The sequence below is a fragment of the Burkholderia sp. AU32262 genome, assembly GCF_020419985.1.
Taxonomy (GTDB): Bacteria; Pseudomonadota; Gammaproteobacteria; order Burkholderiales; family Burkholderiaceae; genus Burkholderia; species Burkholderia semiarida.
Genome location: NZ_JAIZRS010000009.1, coordinates 229,105 through 252,133, shown reverse-complemented (window position 1 = coordinate 252,133; position 23,029 = coordinate 229,105). Strand labels below are relative to the sequence as shown.

Below are 23,029 nucleotides of genomic sequence, written 5' to 3'. Positions count from 1 at the left end.
CAAGTGGACGGGTTCCCGGCACGATTGGAAGAGCGCCATGACTCAGTTCGCACTGCTTTACCCAGAACGATTCAACATTGGAGTCTGAATCTCAACCCGCCTCACACACTAAATTCCGGATACCTCCCCTGTTCCCTAAACGCGATCACGAATTGCTATTCCAACTGCGATGACGAACAAGCACGCCCCCCATCATCCTCCTAAGAAATCCGCGCCAGAAGGGAAGCCCGCGTCCGACTCCTCCAAGCCTGCATCTGGACCGCTAGCGTGGAGCTACCCGTTCTCACCGACTGCGACGACCGATGCGACGACGGACGCGACGAGCTCGGCGAACGTGATCGATGCAACGGATCCGATGACCTACATGAAGGCGCTTGCAAACGCCGAGGATGGGTTTTATCCGCTTGGAGCGAGTGGCATCTGGCACGGTGGTATTCACTTCGGGCAGAAAACTGCCGAGAGCCTGAAACAGGACGAGGGCGTACACGCGATTGCAACCGGTGAGGTTGTTGCGTATCGGCTCGACCAGAAATATCCAGAACTGAATTACCAGGATAAGCGCCGCGCACTTTACTCGACGGGCTTTGTGCTGGTCCGGCACACCCTGACGCTTCCTCCCGCGCCGAAAAAGCAGGATCCTGTGCCGACGCCTTCGAATGGAGCACCCGCATCGCCGGCGTCGGCTCCACCGAACGGTGCGTCCGCGCCAGGTGCGGCATCGGGGGCCAACGGCACGCCTCCTGCACCAGCGGCACCTGCTTCAGCGCCGGCCCCAACACCATCGAGCCCGCCTCCCGATGAAACGCTGACGTTTTTCAGCTTGTACATGCACACGCTTGATTGGGAAAGCTATAAAGCGGCCCTCGATAAGGCTAAAGCGCCGGGCGCGGACCCCAAGGCAACCAAGCTTACGCCGCCAGCGTATTGGCAAGCTGACCGCACGTATAAGGCGCTGAAGCCCAACCAGCAAGACGTACCTAAACCGAAGTCGGACGATTCGGACAAGCTCGGGGGGCAGCAATGTGATGCAAATACGCCGCTGCCGGGGCCAGTATTGGGTGTTCGCGTGCGCATTACTCCAGGTAAGGGCAAGATTCTCGGCTTGCTGCCGGAGGGCACAGAGCTCTCGGTGAACGAATCCGACAATGGGGGCGTGCACGGTTGGGTCAAGATCACGAAGATCATAGCGGGCACGCCGGTAGGCCCGACGGTGGGGCAGCAGCCGGACCAGCAACTGCCGTGGGGTTACGTATTCAAGTCCGAACTTGAGGCTATTCCCCAGCCAGGCCCGCTCGATCAGGTAGTCGTGCTGCAGAAGCCCTTTCATGTGAATGCAGGCGACGTCATTGCTCATATCGGTCAATATCAGCGCTACCGAGAGGCGAAGCTGAGCCCCCCGCAGCCGAGTCGACCATTGCTGCATCTAGAAGTATTTGCAGGGCCTGATTTGCCGGCCTTCATCACGAAGAGTCGGGCGCGCGCAAAGGAATTGCCGGATACGGATTCGGATAAGCCGTTTCTGGAAATCCTCACGGGCGCGAAGCTTGTCACGAAGATACCGGATCCGGACTACACGCTGGAGCAGGCGAATTTGAAATTGGTGCCGGTCAGTGATCCGAAATCACGATGGGTCAAAGTACAGCCCAAGACCGTCACCATGCCCGCTGCCCAGCCGGCACCGGCCGTTCCTGCTGGCAAAGGGAAGAAGTCCAACGCGAAGCCGCCGTCAAAGCAGGAACCGATCGAGACGCCGACCGGTAATCCGTTCTGGGTCGAAAGCAGTCTGGTCAATAAGACTCCTACGCTGCCCGTTAAGGGCTGGAAAAACTTTCCGTTGAAAGTGAGCCTTGCGGACGGTCCAGGAACAGACTTCCGTGACGTATTCCGGGTGGCCGATCTCAATAAAAAAGCGCCGCAAGATGTAGCCCGCGAGGAAAAGGATGCGAGCGGAAAAGTGAAGCGCTGGTGGAACGTGGTCGTTGGTACGAAGGATGGAAAGTCACTTCAAGGCTGGGTGTGTGAGAAGGATCATCCCAAAGTAAATTTGTGCGGCCCGTGGGATTGGCCGGGATTCGAGTTCGTCGACAACAGTTCGGTGACAATGGCCGATATGTCGAAGCGATATCTGTTTGTCGCAGGGCTGGCAATGGAGGAGGATCTGGCAGAGTTCAAGCCTAGCGCCGACAAACTGGCTGCTTCCGATCTCATTCAGAAGCTCGAAAAAGCCATTGACGCGAATCATGATGGTACGGTTACCGCTACCGAGCTCGCTGATGCACAGAGAACGCCGTGGTTGGCGGAGGCGATCTCTCACATGGTCGTCAAATGTGAGAGTGAATGGGGTGGCAACATGGGGAAGTGGGAAGAAATCACCCCGCTCGTGAAAGCCGTCCCTTGGAAGTGGCAGAACGAAATGGAGCGAATCAAAAAGCTGCAATGGTGGGAGGACGTTCAATGTACAGACACAAAGATCCTTCCGAAGGATCCGAAACCGTGGCATTTCCATCCGATCGGTTTGATCGGGAATTTCATTCAGAGCGGGGGGGGAATGCGATTGCGGCTGCTGCATGACCGTCACGGGAACTCGCTACATGCATACCAAGACTGATCCTTGGTATGGGCCACAGCACTCAGGCAAAATCTCACTAGGTAGTTGCCCAGCGCTAGCAACAATGCGTGCCAAAGGAACTTTAGGCGACGTAGAAGAGAAGATTCTGCGCGCCATGTCTCAGAATGAAGGCTGTGTGGATACCGTCCAGGCGATCGATATCGCTATCATCAGCGCGGGTGCGATGCAGAAGACTATTCGAGGCGACGCCAGTGGGGGCGAGCTAGCCGTTCAGATCGCGGTGTTTCGCGACACGCACCCTGACGCGTATCAGCAGTACTTTGCAAATTGTGGCTGGACCGTGACCGGTTCTGGTAGCGACGCACAGTTGGGTTATTCGCATCCCACATTCACGAATGGCGTTCGGCTAATCGGCCCCGAACTTTACAAGGCACTCCGACGTGACTGTTCCAAGGACACCATGGGCAAACCGGTGAAGTGCCCACCAGTTGCATCAATGGCTCACGGAGTATCATCTCCGCTATATCAGGAACTTCAGATTAAGGATTTCGTCGATCGTCTCAATCAGGCTATCAGTAAGTATCCAAACGGTTATCCTTATCGGATCAAGGATTATCTACAGTCTGCGCTTGGACGTGCCACCGTCTTGGATCAGGATGTAAATTGGCCCGGTGAGACGTCGGAGAGCATGAGAGGATCGTTAGAGCGGTTTTTTAGCCATAATCCACAAGTGTCGCGGAATCCTGCGGATTGGGGGGCGAACAGGGGGGGGCGTACGAATCCAGCATTTTGCAGGATTATGGGCCAACTCGCGCTATGGCTAAGGTAAATGGCGCGTCCGTTGCGCCGGGACGTTATCAACGTTTGGTCCAAGCTTTGGGAATGCCATCTTGAAAAAATCGACGTTAAAACTTACGACTGCGCGTGTTCCATTGTTTCGGGAAGATACCCCGTGCACGCGTGTCACGCATGTCGGAACTATGCTTGCGATGACGATGCTGTGGTCGGGTCTAGCAAGCGCAGCACCACAGTCCACTCTGCGCTTTGCATTGCCTGGCGGAGCTGCAGTGGTCTATAGCAACGCGGCGAACCCTCAAGATCCATTGCCCCGTCGGGCCTGGAAGAAAGCGGTTTTCTCCTTTCCCAATGGAACGACGTTTGGCTTGCTGCCACGAGCAGGCGAACCGAACGCCGACGGTGGAACGCAGATGGAGCCGCCCAATAAATGGAATATCTCCCCTTCAGGTCAATATGTAATCGTTATGCGCAACGACCAGGGGACAGTGTTCACGGGGCAAGGGCAACCGGAAACGGTACTAAACCGCGAGTACTGTTCCATGATCGAGATAAAAACAGGTTGCATTACGGCCGAGCAAACCGGAGAGATTTGCGGAGCGGGATGGCAACCGAATCAAGGTGCACAGTGGGGAACAGATTCCCAAACCTCGATGATGCTCACGCACGATCGTCCATCGGCAAGCAACAAGTTAGCTTCGATCAATGCAGGACAGCCCCCACATTTGCTGATGCGCAATGCTTCAGGGGCCGACAATCTCTTGCGGTGTGACCCACCGTCATCGACGAATCGCGAGGCCTATCGGAAAATTGCTGCGGCTCTGAAGGCGGATGGGGCGCGCTTCGATGCGCAACTGATCGAGACCGCACTTTCGAAAGACTCTAGCGCCTCTGCAGGTACGTCAGTAGCGCAAGAAGCGGTGGCTGATGGCCTGACCGCCACGGTATCGGTAGCAAAAGCGACCCTGTTTACAGCTCCCGACGACGGGAATGCTAGTCGAGCCTATCTCGTCCAGAATGATGTGGTGACCGTATTGAAGCAGTCTCCCAATGGGTGGGCCTACGTGGACTACGTTAACGCATCCGGTAAGCACTTGCTTCGTTGGATTAAAGCCGATCAGATATTGATCAAGCAATGATGCAAGTTGCCAAGCCCTACTCACGAATATGAATTTCATTCAAGACGGACGACGTGGAATTTCGGGATAGTGCACTGAGCGGTTTTGGGGTGCGACGTTAATGATGGGGCAACCCGGAGGTAGCTCCTTCGGAGATCAAGGACTCAAGGAGGCTGAGTGATTAATCTGATTCGAATTGGGGATGCCACTGACCACGGCGGCAAGGTGGAAACCGGTTCAACGAAGATGCGCTTCGATGGAAGCTTTGTAGCTCGCAAAGGCGACCTTGTCTCTTGTCCGCAGCACCCCGGTGTCTCACCGAACGTCATCGAAGAGGGTGATGCTTCGATGACGGATGACGGTATCCCGATTGCGCGGCATGGGCATCGGGCGACGTGTGGCTGTCACCTGCTCTCAAGCTTAATCTGATTCTGATTATGGAAGGTTCGGCTGCTCGACAATGCTCAGCCGGGCGTCTGCACTCGTTAGTCCCGTCGGGTCTAGAGTAGCTCTAGCAACAACGACATCTGGTCCGGTATTCTTTATCGATTGGCCTTCCGGTTACCGCGCCGGGAGGTCTCGCAACTACTACAAAAATCGCCGCCAACAAGCGCGGTGTCCGCAAAGGGGTACCATGTTTCCGCACGAGATTTCTGCTTCGTCTCCCGCTGTCAACTCGGCTGCGGATTCCCCGCCGATCGCGCCACCGGCACCGTCCGCCGAAGCAGCGGCGCCTCCGAGCACTTCACCAATCCGACTCGCGTGCGTCGAAGTCTGCAACTTCCGACGTTTGTCAAAGACGCGTCTTGAGCTTGATCAGGCCACCACTATCTTGGTAGGTGCTAACAATAGCGGCAAGACTTCCCTTCTCACGGTTCTTCGCAATTTCCTTAGCGAGTCGCCCGGCTTCCGCGCTTTCGACATCAGCCTTTCGCAATGGGCGAAATTGCGCGAGTTGGGTCAACTCTGGGAGGTGCTCGACGAGGACCCCACTACAGATTCGAAGGATGCAGACAAATGGGATGAGCAGTTTCGGCGACTCCTCGCATGCATGCCGTTTATCGACCTTTGGTTCGATGCAAAGGAGGGTGCGTACAACCATGTTGCTCCCTTCATCACGTCGCTGAAGTGGTCGGGTGGCGCGGTCGGCGTGCGAGTTCGGCTTGAACCCGTTACAGACGCGAATGAGCTTCGTAAGTTGGCGTGGCGCTACCGCGAAGCGCGTGCGCATGTGCGAAAGCTTCCGAAGGATGGCCACGCCTGGCCAATGGATCTGCTTGATTACTGGCTCAGGCATTCAGCGGACCTGCGCCGCATCGCCGCATACCGCCTTGACCCAGCGAAGCGGCTTCCTCCAGCCAAGAAGCATTGCGATCCGCAGGAACTGCCGCTTGGCTCACAGCCCGTCGAGCTGCAGTTCCTGCGCAAGCTCATCCGCGTGGATTTTGTGCCCGCTCAACGAGGGCTCGGCGCTGAAGAGGACGAAGCGCGGTCGGAGTCGACGAATGCGCGTCCTGGACTGTTCTCGAGCCAGCTTCTCAAGTTCGCCCGACAGCACCTCAACGTCGCTCCATCCGGTCACGCGCATCGCGAAGACTTGGTGACCGCCATCGCCAAGGCTCAGGCCGAGCTTGACGATTCAATTTACAGGGCGCTCCAGCCGGCGATGGAGGACGTGGAGGTTCTGGGGTATCCGGGATTGCATGATCCACAGCAATTTCATTTCCGTACGCGCATTCAGACCGCGGACCTTCTTGCCCACAGCACTGCGGTCCAATACAGCCTAGATAAGACTGCCATCGATGAGTCCTTGCCAGAGCACTCTATTGGACTCGGCTATCAGAATCTGCAGTCGTTGAGCTTCATGCTCGTGTCGTTCCGCGCCGCGCGCCTTAATCCGCCACAGGGCACTCCAGCCGCAGTTCACCTTGTGATGGTTGAGGAGCCTGAGGCCCATCTGCACGTTCAGGTCCAACGCAACTTTTCGTCGAATGCTCACGAGCTCATTCGTCCGAAGGATCCGGTGCATAGCAATCTTCGAAGTCAGATGCTCATTAGCACGCATTCGAGCCATCTGGCCCACGGAGACAGCTTCACACGGCTGAGATACGTGAAGCGCGTAGCAAGTACCGGAGTGGGCGTTAAGCCTAGTACCGAGGTTGTCAATCTGGGTGACGCCTTTGGTGACGACAATGAAACCAGGATATTCGCAGAGCGATATTTCCAGGTCCAACACACTGATCTCCTCTTTGCTGATGCTGCCATATTCGTGGAGGGCACCGCAGAACGAATGCTCGTGCCACTTTTCATTGAGCGGGACTTTCCCAAGCTTGCGAAGAAGTATGTGTCCTTCCTTGATGTTGGAGGCAGTCATGCTCACCGCCTCCGGCCGTTTGTAGAGCGGTTGGGGATTCCAACGGCCGTTATCACCGACTTGGACCCAGTGGTACCAACGAAAAACAAAAAGGGGCGCATTGTGCGTGCCGCGGTGCACATCGCGGATCAAGCGGGTCTCGAATGCGGGAATGTCACGCTGACCTCGTGGCACCCCCAACTGCCGGACTTCCCGGCTTATGGGAAGCCGACGCCCGCTCAATTGGAGTGGACGTCGGATTCCGGAGTGAAAGTCCGTTTTGCATGGCAGCTTCCCGTTGCAGCCGCAAGTAATCAATGGCCCAGCTCGTTCGAGGACGCTCTTGTCCTTTCCAACCTTGATTGGTTCAAGGCATTGGATGAAGAAAAGGACCCTGTTTCCGGAAAGAAGAAGGACCACCGTGGCGCACTAGGGAAGGTGATAGGTCTCGTTCTTGACCACCCTGACCACACCGAGCTACTCAGGGAACTGCATGCGATGCTGCGCGGGAATTTCAGCAAGGGCGATTTCGCAGCAACACTGTTCGAACGGCTGAACGTAGGCGCGGCCTTGGTATGCCCCGCATACATCGCTGACGCGCTCGCCTGGTTGAGTTGCCAACTCAATGTCACGGCTGGAGAGACCCCTTGAGTGCCGCACCGCATTCCCTTGGAAACGATCGCGATGCTCATGTCGTCGAAGACATCTGCGGCTACGTCACTGCGACCCCGCCTCGCTGCTTCTTCCTTTTCGCCGGCGCAGGGTCCGGGAAGACTCGCACGTTGGTCGAGGTCTTGCGTCGCGTCACTGGAGTTGTGAAGCACGAAATGGGTGGCCGGTATGCAGAGCGGCTCCGGTCCCGTGGGCAGTCGGTTCGAGTCATCACCTATACCAAGAACGCGACCGCCGTCGTCAGCGGCCGACTCGGAGAGAACTACCTAACCGCAGTGTCGACCATCCACTCCTTCTGCTGGGAACTCATCAAGGATTTCGACGAAGACATCCGAGATGCTCTGCTCGCTCGCAATGCCAAGAAGCTTGCTACAGCAAAGGCCTATGCGACGTGCAAGGTAAAGGGCGAGTCAGACAAGGACCGGGAGAAATACGCCGAAATCGAGGCAGAAGCCGAGGAAATCCGGAAGATCGACGCGTTCATCTACCACCCAGACCGGAACACTTATGGCCTCGGCGCGCTGTCACATGCCGAAGTTCTGGAAGTAACAGCGTGGCTTATTCGCGAGCGCCCAACGTTGCAGCGCATCTTGGAGGATCGACACCCCCTGATTCTCATAGATGAGTCGCAAGACACGATGAAAGGAGTGCTTGACGCGCTGTTCGAGCTCTCGAAGAGTCGCTCAGGTCACATCACGCTAGGACTCGTGGGCGACCATCGACAGCGCATCTACCCGGACGGTCACGACGACCTTCCCTCGCATGTGCCCGTGGACTGGGCGCGCCCCGCGCTGCAAATGAACCATCGAAGTCAAGAACGAATCGTAGAGCTTATCAATAAGATTTGGGAGGCGGATATTGACGGCCGCACTCAACCCAAGACTGGCGTCGCCCAGTATGCTCGGACGGAGAAGAACGGTGGAATCGTTCGCATCTTCGTGGGCGATGCCAATACGAGTACCACCGAGAAGATTCAGAAGGAGGCCGAGTGCGCGCTGGCTATGGCAGTCGAGACAGCTAATGTGGCGTGGCAGAATGGAGTGCGCGGATACAAAACGCTAGCCCTGGAGCACAAGCTGGCTGCCAAGCGGGGCAACTTCTTCGAGGCATACAACGCGATGGACCTGCTGGACAAGGACTCCGCGATGCCCAAGAGCAACGGGGAGCGGACCGGTCCAGCGATGGTTCGGCCACTCCTCGGCCCAATGCTTGAACTTGCTGAGTGCCGGCAACCGGATGGCTCGCTGAACGAGTTTGCCGCCGCTGACATATTGCGCTTGCATGGCGCGCTTGCAAAGGTGCCGCAGGCCAGCGCCGAGCGCAAAGCAGCGTTGGAAAATATTCACGCTGCAGTCATGCGGTTCATCGACGCCACTTCCAAGCCGGGAGCAACCGTGCGGGAGGTTTTGGTACCGGTTCTTGAAGGCGGGCTCTTCGAAGCAGACTTCCGATTGATCCAGGCATTTGGCGATAAGTCACCTCCACCGCCCGAACCAAAGGCAAGAGGGAAGGAAGCCAAGGAGGACCGACGCAAACGCGGATGGCACGCGCTCTTCAATACCCCTTGGCGAGAGATTGCTCGGTATCGTGCCTACCTTGGTGGAGAAGCCGAACTTGCGACTCATCAAGTCGTCAAGGGTTCTGAATTCCAGCATGTCATGGTTGTCATGGACGATGAGGAGGCCGGCGGCACGCAGTTCTCCTACGACAAACTCTTCGGTGCTGAGGACCTGAGTCCGACAGATCGGAAAAATATTGATGATGGAAATGAGACCATCATTGATCGAACTCTACGGCTTCTGTACGTTACTTGCAGTCGAGCTGAGGAAAGCCTTGCTCTAGTTCTTTGGGCTAAGGACCCAAATGCAGTGCTCGATTCAATCAAGCGGTCCGCATGGTTCTCCGTGGACGAGGTGATCCTTTTGAAGTAGCTATCGCTCAGATTATTTCAACAGTCGAGTGGGGTGGCGACGACAGCTACTGTTGCATTGGTATAAGTCATGATTGATAGATGAGGGCCGGCACGCGGCCGTTAGAACCTGTTAAGGCAGGCCGATGTATGTCCGACTGAGTCCAGCTAGTTGCCACGCTAGGTCTGACTGTGTAGAAGGCAGACGAGCGGGGGACTGATAAACCATGCGTGGTTTAATCAATAAGCTTGCAATCTCTGTCGATCGCGATCGCTTTTGGCGTGACGGCAGCATAGTCTTCTGGCTGCCATTTAATGATGGGCCTTGGGACGCGCGGGCGAGTTGCGTCGACATGGTTGCTTGGGACGGAAGGGAGAGCAAATACGATTGCCTGCTCTCGGTCGTCGCTTCGAAATAAGACCTTATTTGCATTGTCTTTGTCTTTGGATCGTCCGGTGCACGCAGACTCTGGGAGAAGATCAGTTTCGAACGCTATGCGTCCGACGCTTGAACGGACTGGTTGATCGTTAAAGGCGAGAACTGACGCTGCGCTAAGGGAAAGACCCGCAGAGAGCATCACTGCAAATGTATTGAATAATGCAATCCATCCACGGGCACGCGATGTTTCATTTTCGGGTACAGATTTACCGAATATTTGTTCGAAGCCAAAATAAAGAACAACGGCGGAGCCTTCAGCAAGAAGCATTACCACGGCCATCGCTAACGATACGTGCCCGAAGGCGCGCAGGAAGACACCTACATTGGAAGCCAAGGGTAGTTTGTCAGATACCGCACCGAATATTGTCGCGAGATCGGTTTGGGTGCGGGCGCGACCAAACCAAATTGCGACAAGTACGAGAAGACCCCAGAGCCACTGACATCCAGGGCAGGTGGCGAGCGAACTGTCGGACAGCACACGGCAACCGAAGTAAAGGGACGCCGCCACGCCACCAAATGACACGATGAACAACCACTGAACGCCGTCCTCGACCGTGATGGCCTGTCGCCAGTTGATGGTGCCAATGCCTTGTAGAAGCAATACGAATACGACGGCTACCGTGATTCTTCCAGACGATGCATTGGTCGCATGTTCACGGAGGCGAGAGATTGCCGTTTCTTTGACCTTAACCGTTTCGCTCCACTTCGGAATTCCGGCGACCGCGAACCACGATGCAATGATGGGAATCGCTATAACGAGAACTGCAGCCCAGAATATCTTGGCAATTGTAAGCATTTGACTATAAATGTCCATTAATGGAGAAGTCAGTAGTATATGCCTTGCGTTATGTCGAAGTGGAGCGGCCCCACGTATCTGAGGACACGAGGACTCTCTTAAAATAAGGGATAGTCTTGTGCCTATCAGTAAGCCTAGTCATGACGTGGAAAGCATCGAAATTCTGACCGAGCCGGAGCGCCGTCGTCGGCGCACGGCGCAAGAAAAAATCGCCATCGTGCAGGAAACATTGGAGCCGGGAGCGTCGGTGTCGGCCGTTGCACGTCGGCACGGCGTCAATGCCAACCAGGTGTTCGGCTGGCGCAAGCAATACCAGGAAGGCAGTCTGGCGGCGGTGAAGGCAGGCGAAACCGTTGTGCCGGCATCTGAGCTGGCCGCCGCCATCAAGGAAATCAAGGAACTGCAACGGCTACTCGGGAAGAAGACGCTGGAGGTCGAAATCCTGAAAGAAGCCGTGGAATGGGGCCGTTCAAAAAACCTGATTGCGCGCTCGCCCTTGCTGCCGGGGGACGACCGATGAAGACGGTCTGCGAAGTTCTCGGCGTGGCGCGCTCTGCCGTGGCGGTGAAGCGAACTCGCTCGTCTGACTGGCGCGATGGTCGCCGTGCCCGCATGACCGATGATGCCGGGTTGGTCGAGGAGATTCAGGCCCAGGTGGCGCATCTGCCGACCTACGGCTACCGGCGTGTCTGGGCGCTGCTGCGCCGCAGTCGGGAGCAGACCGGTGCGCCGTGCATCAACGCCAAGCGCGTGTATCGGGTCATGCGGGAGCATCAGTTGCTGCTGCGCCGCCCTGGCGTGCGGCGAGACAAGCGGCGACATGACGGTCGCGTTGCCGTGGACCGCAGCAACACCCGCTGGTGCTCCGATGGCTTCGAGTTCCGGTGCGACGATGGTACGCCGCTGCGCGTGACGTTTGCGCTGGACTGCTGCGACCGCGAGGCGATTAGCTGGGCAGCGACGACCGGCGGGCATAGCGGTGATATGGTGCGCGACGTGATGCTGGCCGCCGTCGAACAGCGCTTCGGCACCACACAGGCCGCGCAGCCCATTGAATGGCTGACGGACAACGGCTCGGCCTACATCGACCATCGCACGCGCAGCTTCGCTCGCGAACTGGGTCTTGAGCCGCTGACCACGCCGGTTCGTTCGCCGCAGAGCAATGGCATGGCCGAATCGTTCGTGAAGACCATGAAGCACAATTACGTCGCCTATATGGACAAGTCTGACGCACCAACAGCGCTCTCGCGTCTGGCTATCGCGTTTGAACACTACAATGAGCGCCACCCGCACAAAGCCCTGAAATACCGCTCGCCTCGCGAGTTCAGGCGTAATTTGGTGTCATCAACCTAACGGTGTCCGCGTGTCCTGAGTTACAGGGGCAACTCCAAGTCGGAAATGGCTGACGCCAATACTAAGCCACGTCGTAGAAAGAACAAACCGATCAACATGCAAAAGACGTTTGAGCTGGTTCTGCGCAACTACCCGGACCTTCCCAAGCGTGGCTGGCCGTACCTGCCGTGGATGAAGGCAATCGACATTGATTTCAAGATCTTCGGATTCAAGCCTGGCGACCGCGTATACCTGGACACCAACTACGTGACCCGGCAGATCACGATCACGCCGGACTACAGCCAGTTGGCGTTGCGAGAGCAGTCGTACCACGATCCTGACCGGGGACCGTCGCCGCTATAACGTCTGCAAGGGCCGCTTGATGCGGCTCTAGCGACTGGGACGCAAGTGTTACCCGAATGCGCTTGACTGCCGGGGCGACACCGCCCCGGCCATTGTCGCGAACGCCGCGACTCACACCGATAGCCATCGTCAACAACTGTCACGATCGCAAGGCCCGTGAGGCCGCGCTGCGCCTGCCGAAGCTACCGAATGGCGTCCAATCACCGCCCGCCAACCCGCCGCTTCACAACTGCCCCCCGCTGCAACACATACTCGACCCGCGCGCCTTCATCGGCAACGACTCCGATATCTTCGAGCGGATTCCCATCCAGCACGACGAGATCGGCGATCGCCCCCACGGCAACCACCCCAAGATGCCCGGTCATATTCACAATCTCCGCCGCCACCGTCGTCGCCGACCTGAGCGCTTCCAGATTCCCAAGCACCTCCGCCCGAATCCGGAACTCCCCAGACTGAAACGCGTGCATCTCGCCGAGCAGATCCGACCCGAACCCCATCTTCACGCCGGCCTTCGCATAGATATCGAGCGACTCGCGTCCTTTCTGCTGCACGGAAGCCACCTTCGCGATGGAGTCCGCCGGCATCCCGAACTCCGCTCCATGTTTCGCCAGCGCGTCATAAGTCACAAGCGTCGGCACCACAAACGCCCCCCGCTCATGCATGAGCGCGGCAGCCGCTTCATCCACGAGATTCCCGTGCTCGATCGTCCGCACGCCGCATCGCACGGCCCGCGCAATCGCCCGCCCCGTATATGCATGCGCCATCACATACGTATTCGCGGCCTCGGCCTCGTCGACGATCGCCCGAATCTCGTCCTCCGAATACTGCGTGTTCGCGATCGGATCGGTCGGCGAAGCCACGCCGCCTGACGCCATGATCTTGATCTGCGTCGCGCCTTTCTGAATCTCCTCACGCACGGCGAGCCGCACGCCTTCGACGCCATCGACCACTCGCGCAATCGCCCCCGTCCTGAAACAGCAGGAGCAGGGCTCCAGCACGTCGCCGCGCGGCCGGAAATCCCCATGCCCGCCCGTCTGCGACAGCGCCTTCCCCGACGGAAAAATCCGCGGCCCCGGAATCAGCCCCGTCTCGACCGCCTGCATCAGGCTCCAATCCGCGCCCCCCGCATCCCGCACACTGGTAAACCCACGCGACAACATCGCATCGAGAATCGGCAGTGACCGAATCGCTGCGAGAATATTCGGCTGCGTCGCATTCGCGCCCAGGTTCGCATTCGACGCCAGCACATGCACATGGCAATCGATGAACCCCGGCATCACGGTCTTGCCGCGCACGTCGATCACCTGCGCATTCGGCAAATCCACCGGCCGATCGGTGACTTCGACGATCCGCTCGCCTTCGATCACGACATGATGATGTTCGAGCAACACGCCTCGTTCGAGGTCGAGCACGTTGCCGCCTTGAAGCACGGTAATAGTCATGGAGAAAAAATCCTTATCGAGTCGTTGCGGCCGCACGCTTCGCATCCTTCACGAAGCGCGTACCGACGAAACTGACGGCCGCCGCGAGCATCACGTAGAACGCGGGCGCCATGTTGCTGCCGGTGCGGGCGATGAGCCACGTGATCAGGAACGGCGCGAACCCGCCGAAGATCGTCACCGCGAAGTTGTACGCCACGGACAACCCGGTCGACAGCACCTTGGTCGGAAACAGCTCCGCGAACGCCGCGAGGATCGGCCCCGTATAGGTCGCGATCAGCACGCCGAACACGGCCTGGAACACGATCAGCGACGCGAACCCGGGCGCATGGTTGATCCACGAGAACATCGGCCATGCGAGCACGAGGATCGCGAGCGCCGAGCCGGACAGGAACACGCGCCGTCCCCACGCGTCGGCGAGTCGCCCGACGATCGGCGAGCAGCACATGATCATCAGCCCGCCGACCATGCCGGCCGTGAAGCCGGTCGATTGCGGCAGATGCAGCGTGCGCACGGAATAGGTCGGCATGTAGAACAGCAGCACGTAAGTGCAGACGGTCCACAGGATGACCATCGAGAAACTCGCGAACGTTTCGCGCGGATACGTGTGCAGCACTTCCTTCAGCGGCGAGCTTTCCTTCGCCTGCGATTCGACGGCGCTGAACGCGGGCGTCTCGTCGATATGGCTGCGAATGAAGTAGCCGACCGGCCCGACGATGATCCCGAGCAGGAACGGCAGCCGCCAGCCCCAGCTATGCAGCGCCTGCGTGTCGAGCGACGTCGTGACGAACGTGCCGGTCGCCGCACCCAACAGCACCGCGAAGCCGATGCTCGACTGGATCCAGCTCGAGTAATACGCGCGCTTCTCCGCCGGCGCGTATTCGGTGAGGAACGCGGTGGCGCCGCCCATCTCGCCGCCGGCCGAGAAACCTTGCAGCAGCCGCGCGACGACGATCATCAGCGGCGCGGCGATGCCGGCCTGTTCGTAAGTCGGCGCGATCCCGATCAGCGCGGTGCCGGCCGCCATCAGCAGGATCGTGAGCGACAGCGCGGCCTTGCGCCCGACCTTGTCGGCATAGACGCCGAGCACGATGCCGCCCACCGGCCGCATGAAGAAGCCCACGCCGAACGTCGCGACGGTGAGCAGTACGGATGTCAGTTCGTTGCCGGTCGGGAAAAACAGCTTCGCGATGATCACCGCGAAGAAGCTGTAGACGGTGAAGTCGAACCATTCGAGGCCGTTGCCGATGACGGTCGCGACGATGGCGCGGCGGCGCTGTTGCACCGCCGCATCGACGGAAGGCGCGGCGCGCGGGGAAAGCGTTCCTTGCATGGTCTCTTCCTTGGTCAGAAGACGGGACGGCTGCCCCGCTTGAATCCCATACTAAGGAGAGCCGGATTTTTTTCTGAAACGAAAGATTCGCATGCAGGCATGCGCTGCACGCATGCGTCGTGTTCGGGCGTTCGGGGCATTCAGGCCCCGGTCTGCTGCTCCGCCTGTTCGAACAGCCAGCGGGTGAACAGGCGGGCGGCCTGGTTCTGAGCGCGGTCGTTCGGCGAGATCACGTAATAGCCGCCGCCGTGGCTTGCGGACGCTTCCGTCACGCGCACGAGCAGCCCGGCTTCGATGCACGCGTCGATCATGTAACGCCAGCCGAGCGACACGCCTTGGCTGAGAATCGTCATCTGCACGATCTGCGGATACGAGTTGATCGTGATGTCCTGCGGCTGCGCCTTCTGCCGGTCGACGTCGTTCAGGTCGAACCATTCGGACCACGACATCCATTGCCGCTGGCCGTCTTCGAGGCGCAGCAGCGTTTCGTTCGCGAGATCGGCCGCGTCGAGCGTGCGGCCGGCCAGATAGCCGGGCGCGCAGACGGGGAACACTTCTTCGTCGAACAGCCGGCGCGCGGTGTATTCGGCCGGCGCCTGCTGGCGCACGTAGTAGACACCGACGTCGAATTCCGCGGGCGACATCGATGCAAGACTGTCGCGTACGATCAGGCGCAGCTTGATGTTCGGATACGTGGCGCGAAAATTCGGCAGCCGCGGCGTGAGCCACAGCAGCGCGACGCCGGATGAGCACGCGATCGTCAGTTCGAGATCGCCGTACGGCTTCATCACGTCGTGCGTGGCTTGCGCGCATTGCGTGAGCAGATGGTGGACCTGCGCCGCGTATTGCTCGCCGGCGATCGTCAGCCGCAGCGAACGGTGTTCGCGAACGAACAGCGAGCGGCCGAGGAATTCCTCGAGCTGCTGGATCTGGCGGCTGATCGCGCTTTGGGTCAGGTGCAGTTCGGCGGCGGCTTTCGTGAAACTCGCGTGCCGCACGGCGGCTTCGAACGCGACGAGGCACTGCAGGGGCGGGAGAGGCGTGATGCGCATGGCGGGCAGGGAGTCGAGGGCGCTGCCTCCATGATACGGGGGGAGTCGACGGAAATCGTAATCTATGAAGGGCGTCGTGGATTCGCGATATTCGTGCGAAGATTGAGCGAAACAACCCCGACACGTTCCCGAGAACGACGTGACCCTATCAAACCCTGAGAGCAAAGTGAACGCCGTCCACCCACCCTGGATGCCCGTCGCGCTGGCCGAACTCGGCATCCGCCGCCACCCGCCGGGCAGCATCAACCCACGCATCGTCGAGTACAACAACCAGACGAACCTGGTCGGCTACGACGACAAGATTTCCTGGTGCTCGTCGTTCGTGAACTGGTGCGTGGCGCACGCCGGATTCCGCGGCACCGGCTCCGCGCTCGCACGCTCGTGGCTGGAATGGGGCAAACCGCTGGAGCGTCCGGTGTACGGCTGCATCGCGATCCTGACGCGTGACGACCCGACGAGCTGGAAAGGGCACGTCGGTTTCTACCTGCGTCACGACGCCGAACACGTCCACCTGTTCGGCGGCAATCAACTGGAAGAAGTTCGCGAACTCGCGTACCCGCTGAACGAAGTGATCGGCTACCGCTGGCCGATGCCGGATAACCACCGCGCCGTGGTTGAGTAACGGTGCGAGCCGTCGACGCGGCCTGCATCTGTATCGGGCATCGGCTTCAATTCTTCGCGACGGCCTCCACCTCCGGCCCACCCGCCGCATCGTTCCTGCTCCACCCACCCCCCAGCGACCGATACAACGCCACCGCCGCCAGCGCGTGCTCGCGCTTGACCTGGTTGAGCGAATCCGAATCGCGCAGATATACCTCCTGCGCTGACAGCACATCCAGAAAATCCGTCGCACCGCCCTTATAAAGCTGATTCGCCAACCCAAGCGCCTTGTCCGAAGCCGAAAGCGCGCTACCCAACTTCCGCGTCGCCTCATCGGAACTGACGAGATTGGCGCGCGCATCCTCGACTTCCCGCAACGCTTGCAGCATCGTCTGCCGTAATCCGAGTTCGGACTCGCGCATCCGGCTTTCGCTCTGCGAGATATCGGCGGTAATCCGTCCCGCGTTGAAGATCGGGCTCGTCGCGCTCAACGCCGCGCTGAACAGGTTATCGGTCAACGTTGGCAACCCGAGATACGAAGCCGCGAGAATCCCGTCCGTCAGGTTCAACGAAAACTTCGGATACCGTTCGGCCTTCGCCACGCCGACTTGTGCCGCACGACGCTCGACTTGAGCATAGGCAGTCAGCACATCCGGCCGCCGCAACAACGCTTGCGAAGGCAACGTCCCCGGCGCGCCCGCCGGCGGCGCGGGAATCTCGCCAGCCTGCGCCAGCACGAGCCGATCGACCGATTCCGGCGTGCGCCCGGAATACACGGCAATCAGATTGAGCTGATGCGAAATCTGCGCCTGCGTCGGCGGAATCCGGGCTTCGAGTGCATCGAGCTGGTTCTGCGCCCGCGTCACGTCGAGTTCCGTCGACAGCCCGAACGCCTGCCGCTTGCGCGTGAGTTCGAGCGCATGCTGGCGGATTTTCGCGTTGTCCTGCAGGATCTTCAATTCCTGCTGCGCCCAGCGCAGATCGACATACGCGGATGCCGCATCGGCCGCGAGCGCGAGCCGCATCGCATCTTCCGCATGCTTTTGCCCGACCAACTCCGCTTGAGCAGCAAGCAGATCGAGCCGCTCTCCGCCGAACACATCGGGCGACCAGCTCAGCGCGAGCCCGGCGCCCGCCTGCCGCACGTAGCCGAGCGGCGGCGGCGTGTTCTGCCGCGCATCGGCCGCGTGCGCGGTCGCGTCGAGTTCGGGCAGCAGCACCGCGCGTTTCTGCACGGTCAGCGCCTGCGCCTGCTTCACGCGTTCGGCCGCGGCTTGCAGATCGAGATTGCCGTCGAGCACCGCGGCGATCAGCTTGTCGAGCACGGGATCGTGGAATTGCGCCCACCAGGCGGCGGCGTCGATATCCGCGCGCGGCACATTGGTATCCCAACCATCAGGCGCGAGCGTTCGAACCGAATCCTGAAGCGCCGGATGCTGCGCGGGCTGCACCGCACACCCGGCGGCGAATGCGCTGACGGCCAGCGCGACGAGTAACTTCTTCATGATGACGATCCCTTGACCTCAGTGCGCGTCCGGCGGCGGCGCGTTCAACGTAATGGGTTTGGAAAACACGACGGCAAGCAGCGCGACGACGAAGCACAGCGACAGCGCGTAGTACGCATCCGCATAAGTCAGCGTCAGCGCTTCTCGGTAGATCAGCCGATGCAGGTTCGCGAGCCCGGCCTGCGCGGTATTCAGCGTATTGCCGGCCACCGATCCCCAGTACGCGGCCTGGCGGTCGAGCAGCGACGCGATCTGCGGTTCGCCGGCGCTCACGTGCTCGTTCAGCCGCAGATAGTGAAAATTCAGCCGGTCGTTCAGCATCGTCGCGCTCACCGCGATACCGATCGCGCCGCCGAGGTTACGCATCAGGTTGAACAGGCCGCTCGCCGATTTCAGCCGCGACTGCGGCAGCGAGCCGAGCGCCATCGTCACGATCGGCGGCACGCTGAACTGCTGGCCGATGCCGCGCAGCGCCTGCGGCAGCAGCAGCTCCCGCCAGCCCCAGTCGTGCGTGATCGGCGTATACAGGTAGCAGCCGAGGCCGAAACAGACCAACCCGAACACGAGCAGCGCACGCATGCTGAAGTAGCGCGCGGCGAACGCATACGCGCACAACGCGATCAACTGGAACGCGCCGACGGACAGCAGCGCGATGCCGATCTGCAACGAGCTGAACGCACGCACCTGCGCGAGAAACAGCGGCGTCAGGAACACGGTCACGAAAATCCCGATGCCGGTCACGAACGACAGCAGGCTGCCGATCCCGAAGTTGCGCACGGCGAGCGCGCGCAGGTCGACGATCGGGTCTTTCGCGGTCAGCGCATGCACGATGAACAGGAAGCCGCAGATGCCGGCGATCCACGCGCAGATCACGATCGCGTCGTCGCCGAACCAGTTCTTGCGCGGGCCTTCCTCGAGCACGTATTCGAGGCAGCCTAGGAAGCCGGACATCAACGCGATGCCGAGATAGTCGCCGCGCTTGATCAGGCTGAGATCGGGCGCGTCGATATGCACGTAGCGCGGCACGAGCACGGCTACCGCGATGCCCGGCACGAGGTTCAGGTAGAACAGCCAGTGCCACGACCATTGGTCGGTGATCCAGCCGCCGATCACGGGGCCGATCGCCGGCGCGAGCGACGCGAGCGCGCCGATGGTCGTCGACGCGATCAGCCGCTGCTTGCCGGGGAACAACACGAACGCGGTGGTGAACACGGTCGGGATCATCGCGGCGCCGAGCGCGCCCTGCATGCCGCGAAACAGGATCATCGAGTTGATGTCCCACGCGAGCCCGCACAGCATGCTGGTGATCGTGAAGCCGACGGCCGACGCGGCGAACAGCCAGCGCGTCGACATCACCTTCGACAGCCAGCCCGACATCGGGATCACGATGATCTCGGCGATCAGGTAGGCCGTCTGCACCCACGACAGTTCGTCCTGGCTCGCGGACAGCCCGCCGCCGATGTCGCGCAGCGACGACGCGACGATCTGGATGTCGAGCGTCGCCATGAAGAAGCCGACGCACATCAGCGCGAATGCGAACACGCGCTGCCTGGTCGGTTGCGACGCGGGGTCGCCGGAAAACGCGGTGGTCATCGTCGGCTCCCGCTCAGTTCTTGTGGTCGGTATGCACGGTCACGACCGCGGAGAGCCCGGGGCGCAGCACCTGCTCGATGCCCGGCTGCGGATCGAGATGCACGCGCACGGGCACGCGCTGGACGATCTTCGTGAAGTTGCCGGTCGCGTTCTCGGGCGGCAGCACGCTGAAGGTCGCGCCGGTCGCGGGTGCGAGGCTGTCGACGCGGCCGTGCAGGCGCGTGCTCGACGCATCGAGCGCGACGTCGACGCGATCGCCCGCGCGCATCTTGCGAAGCTGGTCTTCCTTGAAGTTCGCGTCGATCCACAGGCCGCTAGCCGGCACGACCGTCAGCAGCGGCACGCCGACGTTCGCGAGCATCCCCACGCGGCCCGTGCGGTTGCCGACGTAGCCGTCGACCGGCGAGCGGATCGTCGTGTATTCGACGTTGAGCGCCGCGACGCGCTGCGCGGCGAGCGCGGTGTTCACGCGGGCCCGCGCATCGGCGAGTTGCGCGCCGAGCACGTCGAGCTGCCGCTTCGATGCGAGCAGCGCGGCGTCGCTGCGTTCGACGGCCGCGCCGGCCTTCGAGTAATCGGCGTCCGCGCGCTCGACGATCTGGTTCGATACGGCGTCCGACTTCACGAGTTCGCGATAGCGCACGCGATCGGATGCCGCGCGCGTCAACTCGGCCGACGACGCATTCTTGTCTGCCGCGTGCTGACCGATCACCGCGAATTGCAGCTGCTGCTTCGCTTCGAGTTCGGTCACGGCGGAGCGCGCGCTGTCGACTTCTGCGCTGGCCTGAGCGAGCTTCGCGTCGTAGTCGCGCGCATCGAGCTGCACGAGCACGTCGCCGGCCTTCACGCGCTGATTGTCGGTCACGAGGATCTTGTCGACGAAACCGCTGACCTTCGGTGCGAGCACCGTCACGTCACCGCCGACGTACGCATCGTCGGTGCTTTCCTGGAAGCGCAGCACGAACAGCCAGTCGAGCGCGGCGGCCGCGACCACGACGACGACGGCGCCCGCCGCGATGCGCATCCACGGCACGCGGCGTTGTTGCTTCGCGGGCCGCTCGGTTGTGGCTGCTTCGCGTGACGAGGCAGCGTCTTGAGTCGTATCCATCGATTCACCTATGTATATGCACTAATCAAAACGATCGACGTCGTCGTGTCGATCGAGGAAGGGGTTAGCGTTCCGGCAGGTTGTGCGTGATCCGGAACAATTCGTCTCTCAGTCGGGCCGCCTGCGCCGACCCGAAGTACCGCTCGAACGCTTCCTGCGCGGCGAGCCAGTGCACGTGCGCATCGGCCACCTTGGTTTCGCCGTGCGCGGTCAGCGCGAACGTCTGGCCGCGGCATGGCGGCTCGATCCGCCCCGTCACCAGCGCCGCGCCGACGAGCGGCCTGAGCGCGCGCAGCAACGCGGTGCGTTCGATCACCAGCACGTTCGACAGTGTCGCCATCGTCAGGCCGGGCCGCTCGCGCAGCAGCGCGAGGATGCTGTACTGCGACGGCGTGACGCCCGCCCGCGACAGATAGCGCTCGTAGAACTGCGAGATTCGCCGGGCGGCTTGCCGGACCGCGAAGCAATCGTCATCGGTGAGCGTGGTCTTGTGCATGTGCACATGTTAGGGGGCGGGGCGGCGCGAAGCGAGGGGCGGGACAGGATCAGATTGGTGTCGTGGCTGTACCAATCGGCGTCGCAAAGGCGCGTTCCCGCGCCCGGTCACGCCGCGGCCGGGACGCTCCAGCCTTCGCGGTCGCAATACGCGGCCGTGTAGTCGATGAACGCCTTCACCTTCGCGGGCAGCAGCGAGCGGTTCGCGTACGCGAGCTTGATTTCGACGAACGCATCGACGAGATCGGCGCCTTCCAGCAACTGCACGAGCGCGCCCGACGCGAGTTGGGCCTCGACGAGCGTTTTCGGGACGACGCCGATGCCGAAGTCGTGCATCACCATTTCGCGGTTGAACACGGGGCTGTTCGACGAGATGTCGAAACGGAACGGCACGGTGACCGTGTCGCCGTCGACGCGGAAGGACAGCGCCGGGCGGCGCAGCGACGGCGAGATCGGCACGAACGGATGATCGGCGAGGTCGGCCGGGCTTTCGGGGCGCGCATGCGCGTGCAGATACGCAGGCGTGGCGACGATCACGACCGGAATGCGCTCGATCAGCCGCACGACGGTCGATTCGCTCGTCAGCATGTACGGCACGACGATGCCGATGTCGTAGCCTTCGCCGACCAGATCGACCGGGCGCTCGGTCAGCGTGACGTCGAGGCGCACGTTCGGGTGCGCGGCCTTGAAGCCGGCGATCAACGGCACGAGCCGGTTCAGCGCGGCCGTCGTATGCGCGACGAGGCGCAGCAGGCCCTCGGGCTCGCGCGTGTGTGCCTGCGCTTGAACTTCCAGCGCGTCGAGCTCGTCGAGCACGGCCGCGCAACGCTCGTAGATTCGCTCGGCCGTCTCGGTCAGCGACACCTGGCGCGTGGTCCGGTGCAGCAGACGGCTGCCGAAACGCGCCTCCAGATCGGCCACCGCGCGCGAGACGACCGGCCGCGCGAGGCCGTGCATGTCGGCGGCGCGCGTGAAGCTGCGCATCTCCACCACCGACCGGAAGATCCGCAGCTTGTCGATGTAGTCCATGTCCGTCTCCTTGACGCGATGGCCGGCCGCCGGCCGTTGTTACCGCGGAGTGTACATTGACTTTATGCATATGCACATATAGATTCCGGAACATGAACGACATTCCGATTTCCGAGGCGTGCAACTGTCTCGCGCTGCGCCAGGCGGCGCGCTTCGTCACGCAACTGTACGAACGCCATCTGGCCCCGGTTGGCGTCACGCCCGCCCAGTTCTCGATCATGGTGAACCTCAAACGCCGGCCCGGCCTGCTGATGAGCGAACTCGCCGACACGCTCGTGATGGATCGCACGACCTTGCTGCGCGCGCTGAAGCCGTTGCAGCGCGATGGCTTCGTCGCGACGGCTGCATCCGAGCACGATGCGCGTGCGCATGCGCTCCATCTCACGAAGCTCGGCGAGCGCACGTTCGCGCAGGCGAAAGTTGCGTGGCAGGCCGCGCAAGACGAATTCGACGCGCAGTTCGGCCGCGATCGCGCAAAGGCGCTGCGTGACGAGTTGTTCAGCCTGACTGCGGAGCGTTAGGGCGAACT

At 60.8% G+C, this 23,029-nt stretch carries 19 protein-coding genes; 10 read left to right on the top strand and 9 right to left on the bottom strand.

All coding sequences use genetic code 11. From position 1 onward, the window contains the following. The first annotated feature begins 334 nt into the window (after positions 1-334). The 6 genes from LGN10_RS13975 to LGN10_RS13950 all read left to right on the top strand — a co-directional run bounded on the left by LGN10_RS13975 (position 335) and on the right by LGN10_RS13950 (position 9,438). Positions 335-2,608: a lytic transglycosylase domain-containing protein gene (locus LGN10_RS13975; protein WP_226223938.1), complete on the top strand. Its 2,274-nt coding sequence runs from the start codon at positions 335-337 to the stop codon at positions 2,606-2,608. After that, positions 2,592-3,398: a hypothetical protein gene (locus tag LGN10_RS13970; protein WP_226223937.1), complete on the top strand. Its 807-nt coding sequence runs from the start codon at positions 2,592-2,594 to the stop codon at positions 3,396-3,398. Before LGN10_RS13975 ends, LGN10_RS13970 begins: the two co-directional genes overlap by 17 nt. A gap of 160 nt (positions 3,399-3,558) precedes the next feature. Continuing rightward, positions 3,559-4,503: a hypothetical protein gene (locus LGN10_RS13965; protein WP_226223935.1), complete on the top strand. Its 945-nt coding sequence runs from the start codon at positions 3,559-3,561 to the stop codon at positions 4,501-4,503. 156 nt (positions 4,504-4,659) lie between these two features. Beyond that, on the top strand, positions 4,660-4,911 hold the full coding sequence (locus LGN10_RS13960) for a PAAR domain-containing protein (RefSeq protein WP_226223934.1): 252 nt from the start codon (positions 4,660-4,662) through the stop codon (positions 4,909-4,911). A gap of 268 nt (positions 4,912-5,179) precedes the next feature. Next, a complete protein-coding gene (locus LGN10_RS13955; RefSeq protein WP_226223959.1) occupies positions 5,180-7,486 on the top strand; it encodes an AAA family ATPase in 2,307 nt (768 codons plus the stop codon). After that, a complete protein-coding gene (locus tag LGN10_RS13950; RefSeq protein ID WP_226223932.1) occupies positions 7,483-9,438 on the top strand; it encodes a UvrD-helicase domain-containing protein in 1,956 nt (651 codons plus the stop codon). Before LGN10_RS13955 ends, LGN10_RS13950 begins: the two co-directional genes overlap by 4 nt. Positions 9,439-9,652: 214 nt before the next feature. On the opposite strand, the gene LGN10_RS13945 is transcribed toward LGN10_RS13950, so the two are convergent. Beyond that, positions 9,653-10,651, bottom strand: coding sequence for a hypothetical protein (locus LGN10_RS13945; RefSeq protein ID WP_226223931.1), 999 nt, complete (start codon positions 10,649-10,651; stop codon positions 9,653-9,655). Positions 10,652-10,805: 154 nt separating this feature from the next. Between LGN10_RS13945 and LGN10_RS13940 the strand changes: the two genes are divergently transcribed. Together LGN10_RS13940 and LGN10_RS13935 are read left to right on the top strand one after the other, a co-directional pair. Next, positions 10,806-12,004, top strand: a protein-coding gene (locus LGN10_RS13940; protein WP_226223951.1) for an IS3 family transposase whose coding sequence is annotated in 2 segments (ribosomal slippage) — positions 10,806-11,121 and positions 11,121-12,004 — 1,200 coding nt in all. Because the reading frame shifts where the segments join, the coding sequence is not laid out codon by codon here. 45 nt (positions 12,005-12,049) lie between these two features. Continuing rightward, positions 12,050-12,346 (top strand): hypothetical protein, encoded by a 297-nt coding sequence (locus tag LGN10_RS13935; protein ID WP_226223929.1) that lies wholly within the window; start codon positions 12,050-12,052, stop codon positions 12,344-12,346. A gap of 200 nt (positions 12,347-12,546) precedes the next feature. Here LGN10_RS13935 and LGN10_RS13930 read toward each other — a convergent pair whose 3' ends face one another. The 3 genes from LGN10_RS13930 to LGN10_RS13920 form a co-directional block, all read right to left on the bottom strand. After that, positions 12,547-13,788 (bottom strand): metal-dependent hydrolase family protein, encoded by a 1,242-nt coding sequence (locus LGN10_RS13930; RefSeq protein WP_226223927.1) that lies wholly within the window; start codon positions 13,786-13,788, stop codon positions 12,547-12,549. Positions 13,789-13,801: 13 nt separating this feature from the next. Then, a complete protein-coding gene (locus LGN10_RS13925; protein WP_226223926.1) occupies positions 13,802-15,118 on the bottom strand; it encodes an MFS transporter in 1,317 nt (438 codons plus the stop codon). Positions 15,119-15,258: 140 nt separating this feature from the next. Then, positions 15,259-16,170, bottom strand: a complete 912-nt coding sequence (locus LGN10_RS13920; protein WP_226223924.1) for a LysR substrate-binding domain-containing protein — start codon at positions 16,168-16,170, stop codon at positions 15,259-15,261. 190 nt (positions 16,171-16,360) lie between these two features. On the opposite strand from LGN10_RS13920, the gene LGN10_RS13915 reads away from it, so the two are divergent. Then, positions 16,361-16,792, top strand: a complete 432-nt coding sequence (locus LGN10_RS13915; protein WP_226223949.1) for a TIGR02594 family protein — start codon at positions 16,361-16,363, stop codon at positions 16,790-16,792. A gap of 46 nt (positions 16,793-16,838) precedes the next feature. Here LGN10_RS13915 and LGN10_RS13910 read toward each other — a convergent pair whose 3' ends face one another. From LGN10_RS13910 to LGN10_RS13890, 5 genes are all read right to left on the bottom strand, one after another. Then, complete coding sequence (locus LGN10_RS13910; protein ID WP_060009540.1) at positions 16,839-18,275, bottom strand: efflux transporter outer membrane subunit; 1,437 nt, start codon at positions 18,273-18,275, stop codon at positions 16,839-16,841. Positions 18,276-18,293: 18 nt separating this feature from the next. After that, positions 18,294-19,868, bottom strand: coding sequence for a DHA2 family efflux MFS transporter permease subunit (locus LGN10_RS13905; RefSeq protein ID WP_226223922.1), 1,575 nt, complete (start codon positions 19,866-19,868; stop codon positions 18,294-18,296). Between the two features lie 13 nt (positions 19,869-19,881). Further along, positions 19,882-20,976: an HlyD family secretion protein gene (locus LGN10_RS13900; protein WP_089465436.1), complete on the bottom strand. Its 1,095-nt coding sequence runs from the start codon at positions 20,974-20,976 to the stop codon at positions 19,882-19,884. A gap of 64 nt (positions 20,977-21,040) precedes the next feature. Then, positions 21,041-21,472: a MarR family winged helix-turn-helix transcriptional regulator gene (locus tag LGN10_RS13895; protein ID WP_059575300.1), complete on the bottom strand. Its 432-nt coding sequence runs from the start codon at positions 21,470-21,472 to the stop codon at positions 21,041-21,043. Between the two features lie 107 nt (positions 21,473-21,579). After that, positions 21,580-22,500: a LysR family transcriptional regulator gene (locus LGN10_RS13890; RefSeq protein ID WP_059575302.1), complete on the bottom strand. Its 921-nt coding sequence runs from the start codon at positions 22,498-22,500 to the stop codon at positions 21,580-21,582. Positions 22,501-22,592: 92 nt separating this feature from the next. Here LGN10_RS13890 and LGN10_RS13885 point away from each other — a divergent pair, with 92 nt between their 5' ends. Next, positions 22,593-23,021 carry a MarR family winged helix-turn-helix transcriptional regulator gene (locus LGN10_RS13885; RefSeq protein ID WP_060967826.1) on the top strand — a complete coding sequence of 143 codons (429 nt, stop codon included), beginning with the start codon at positions 22,593-22,595 and terminating at the stop codon, positions 23,019-23,021. Positions 23,022-23,029: the final 8 nt, after the last annotated feature.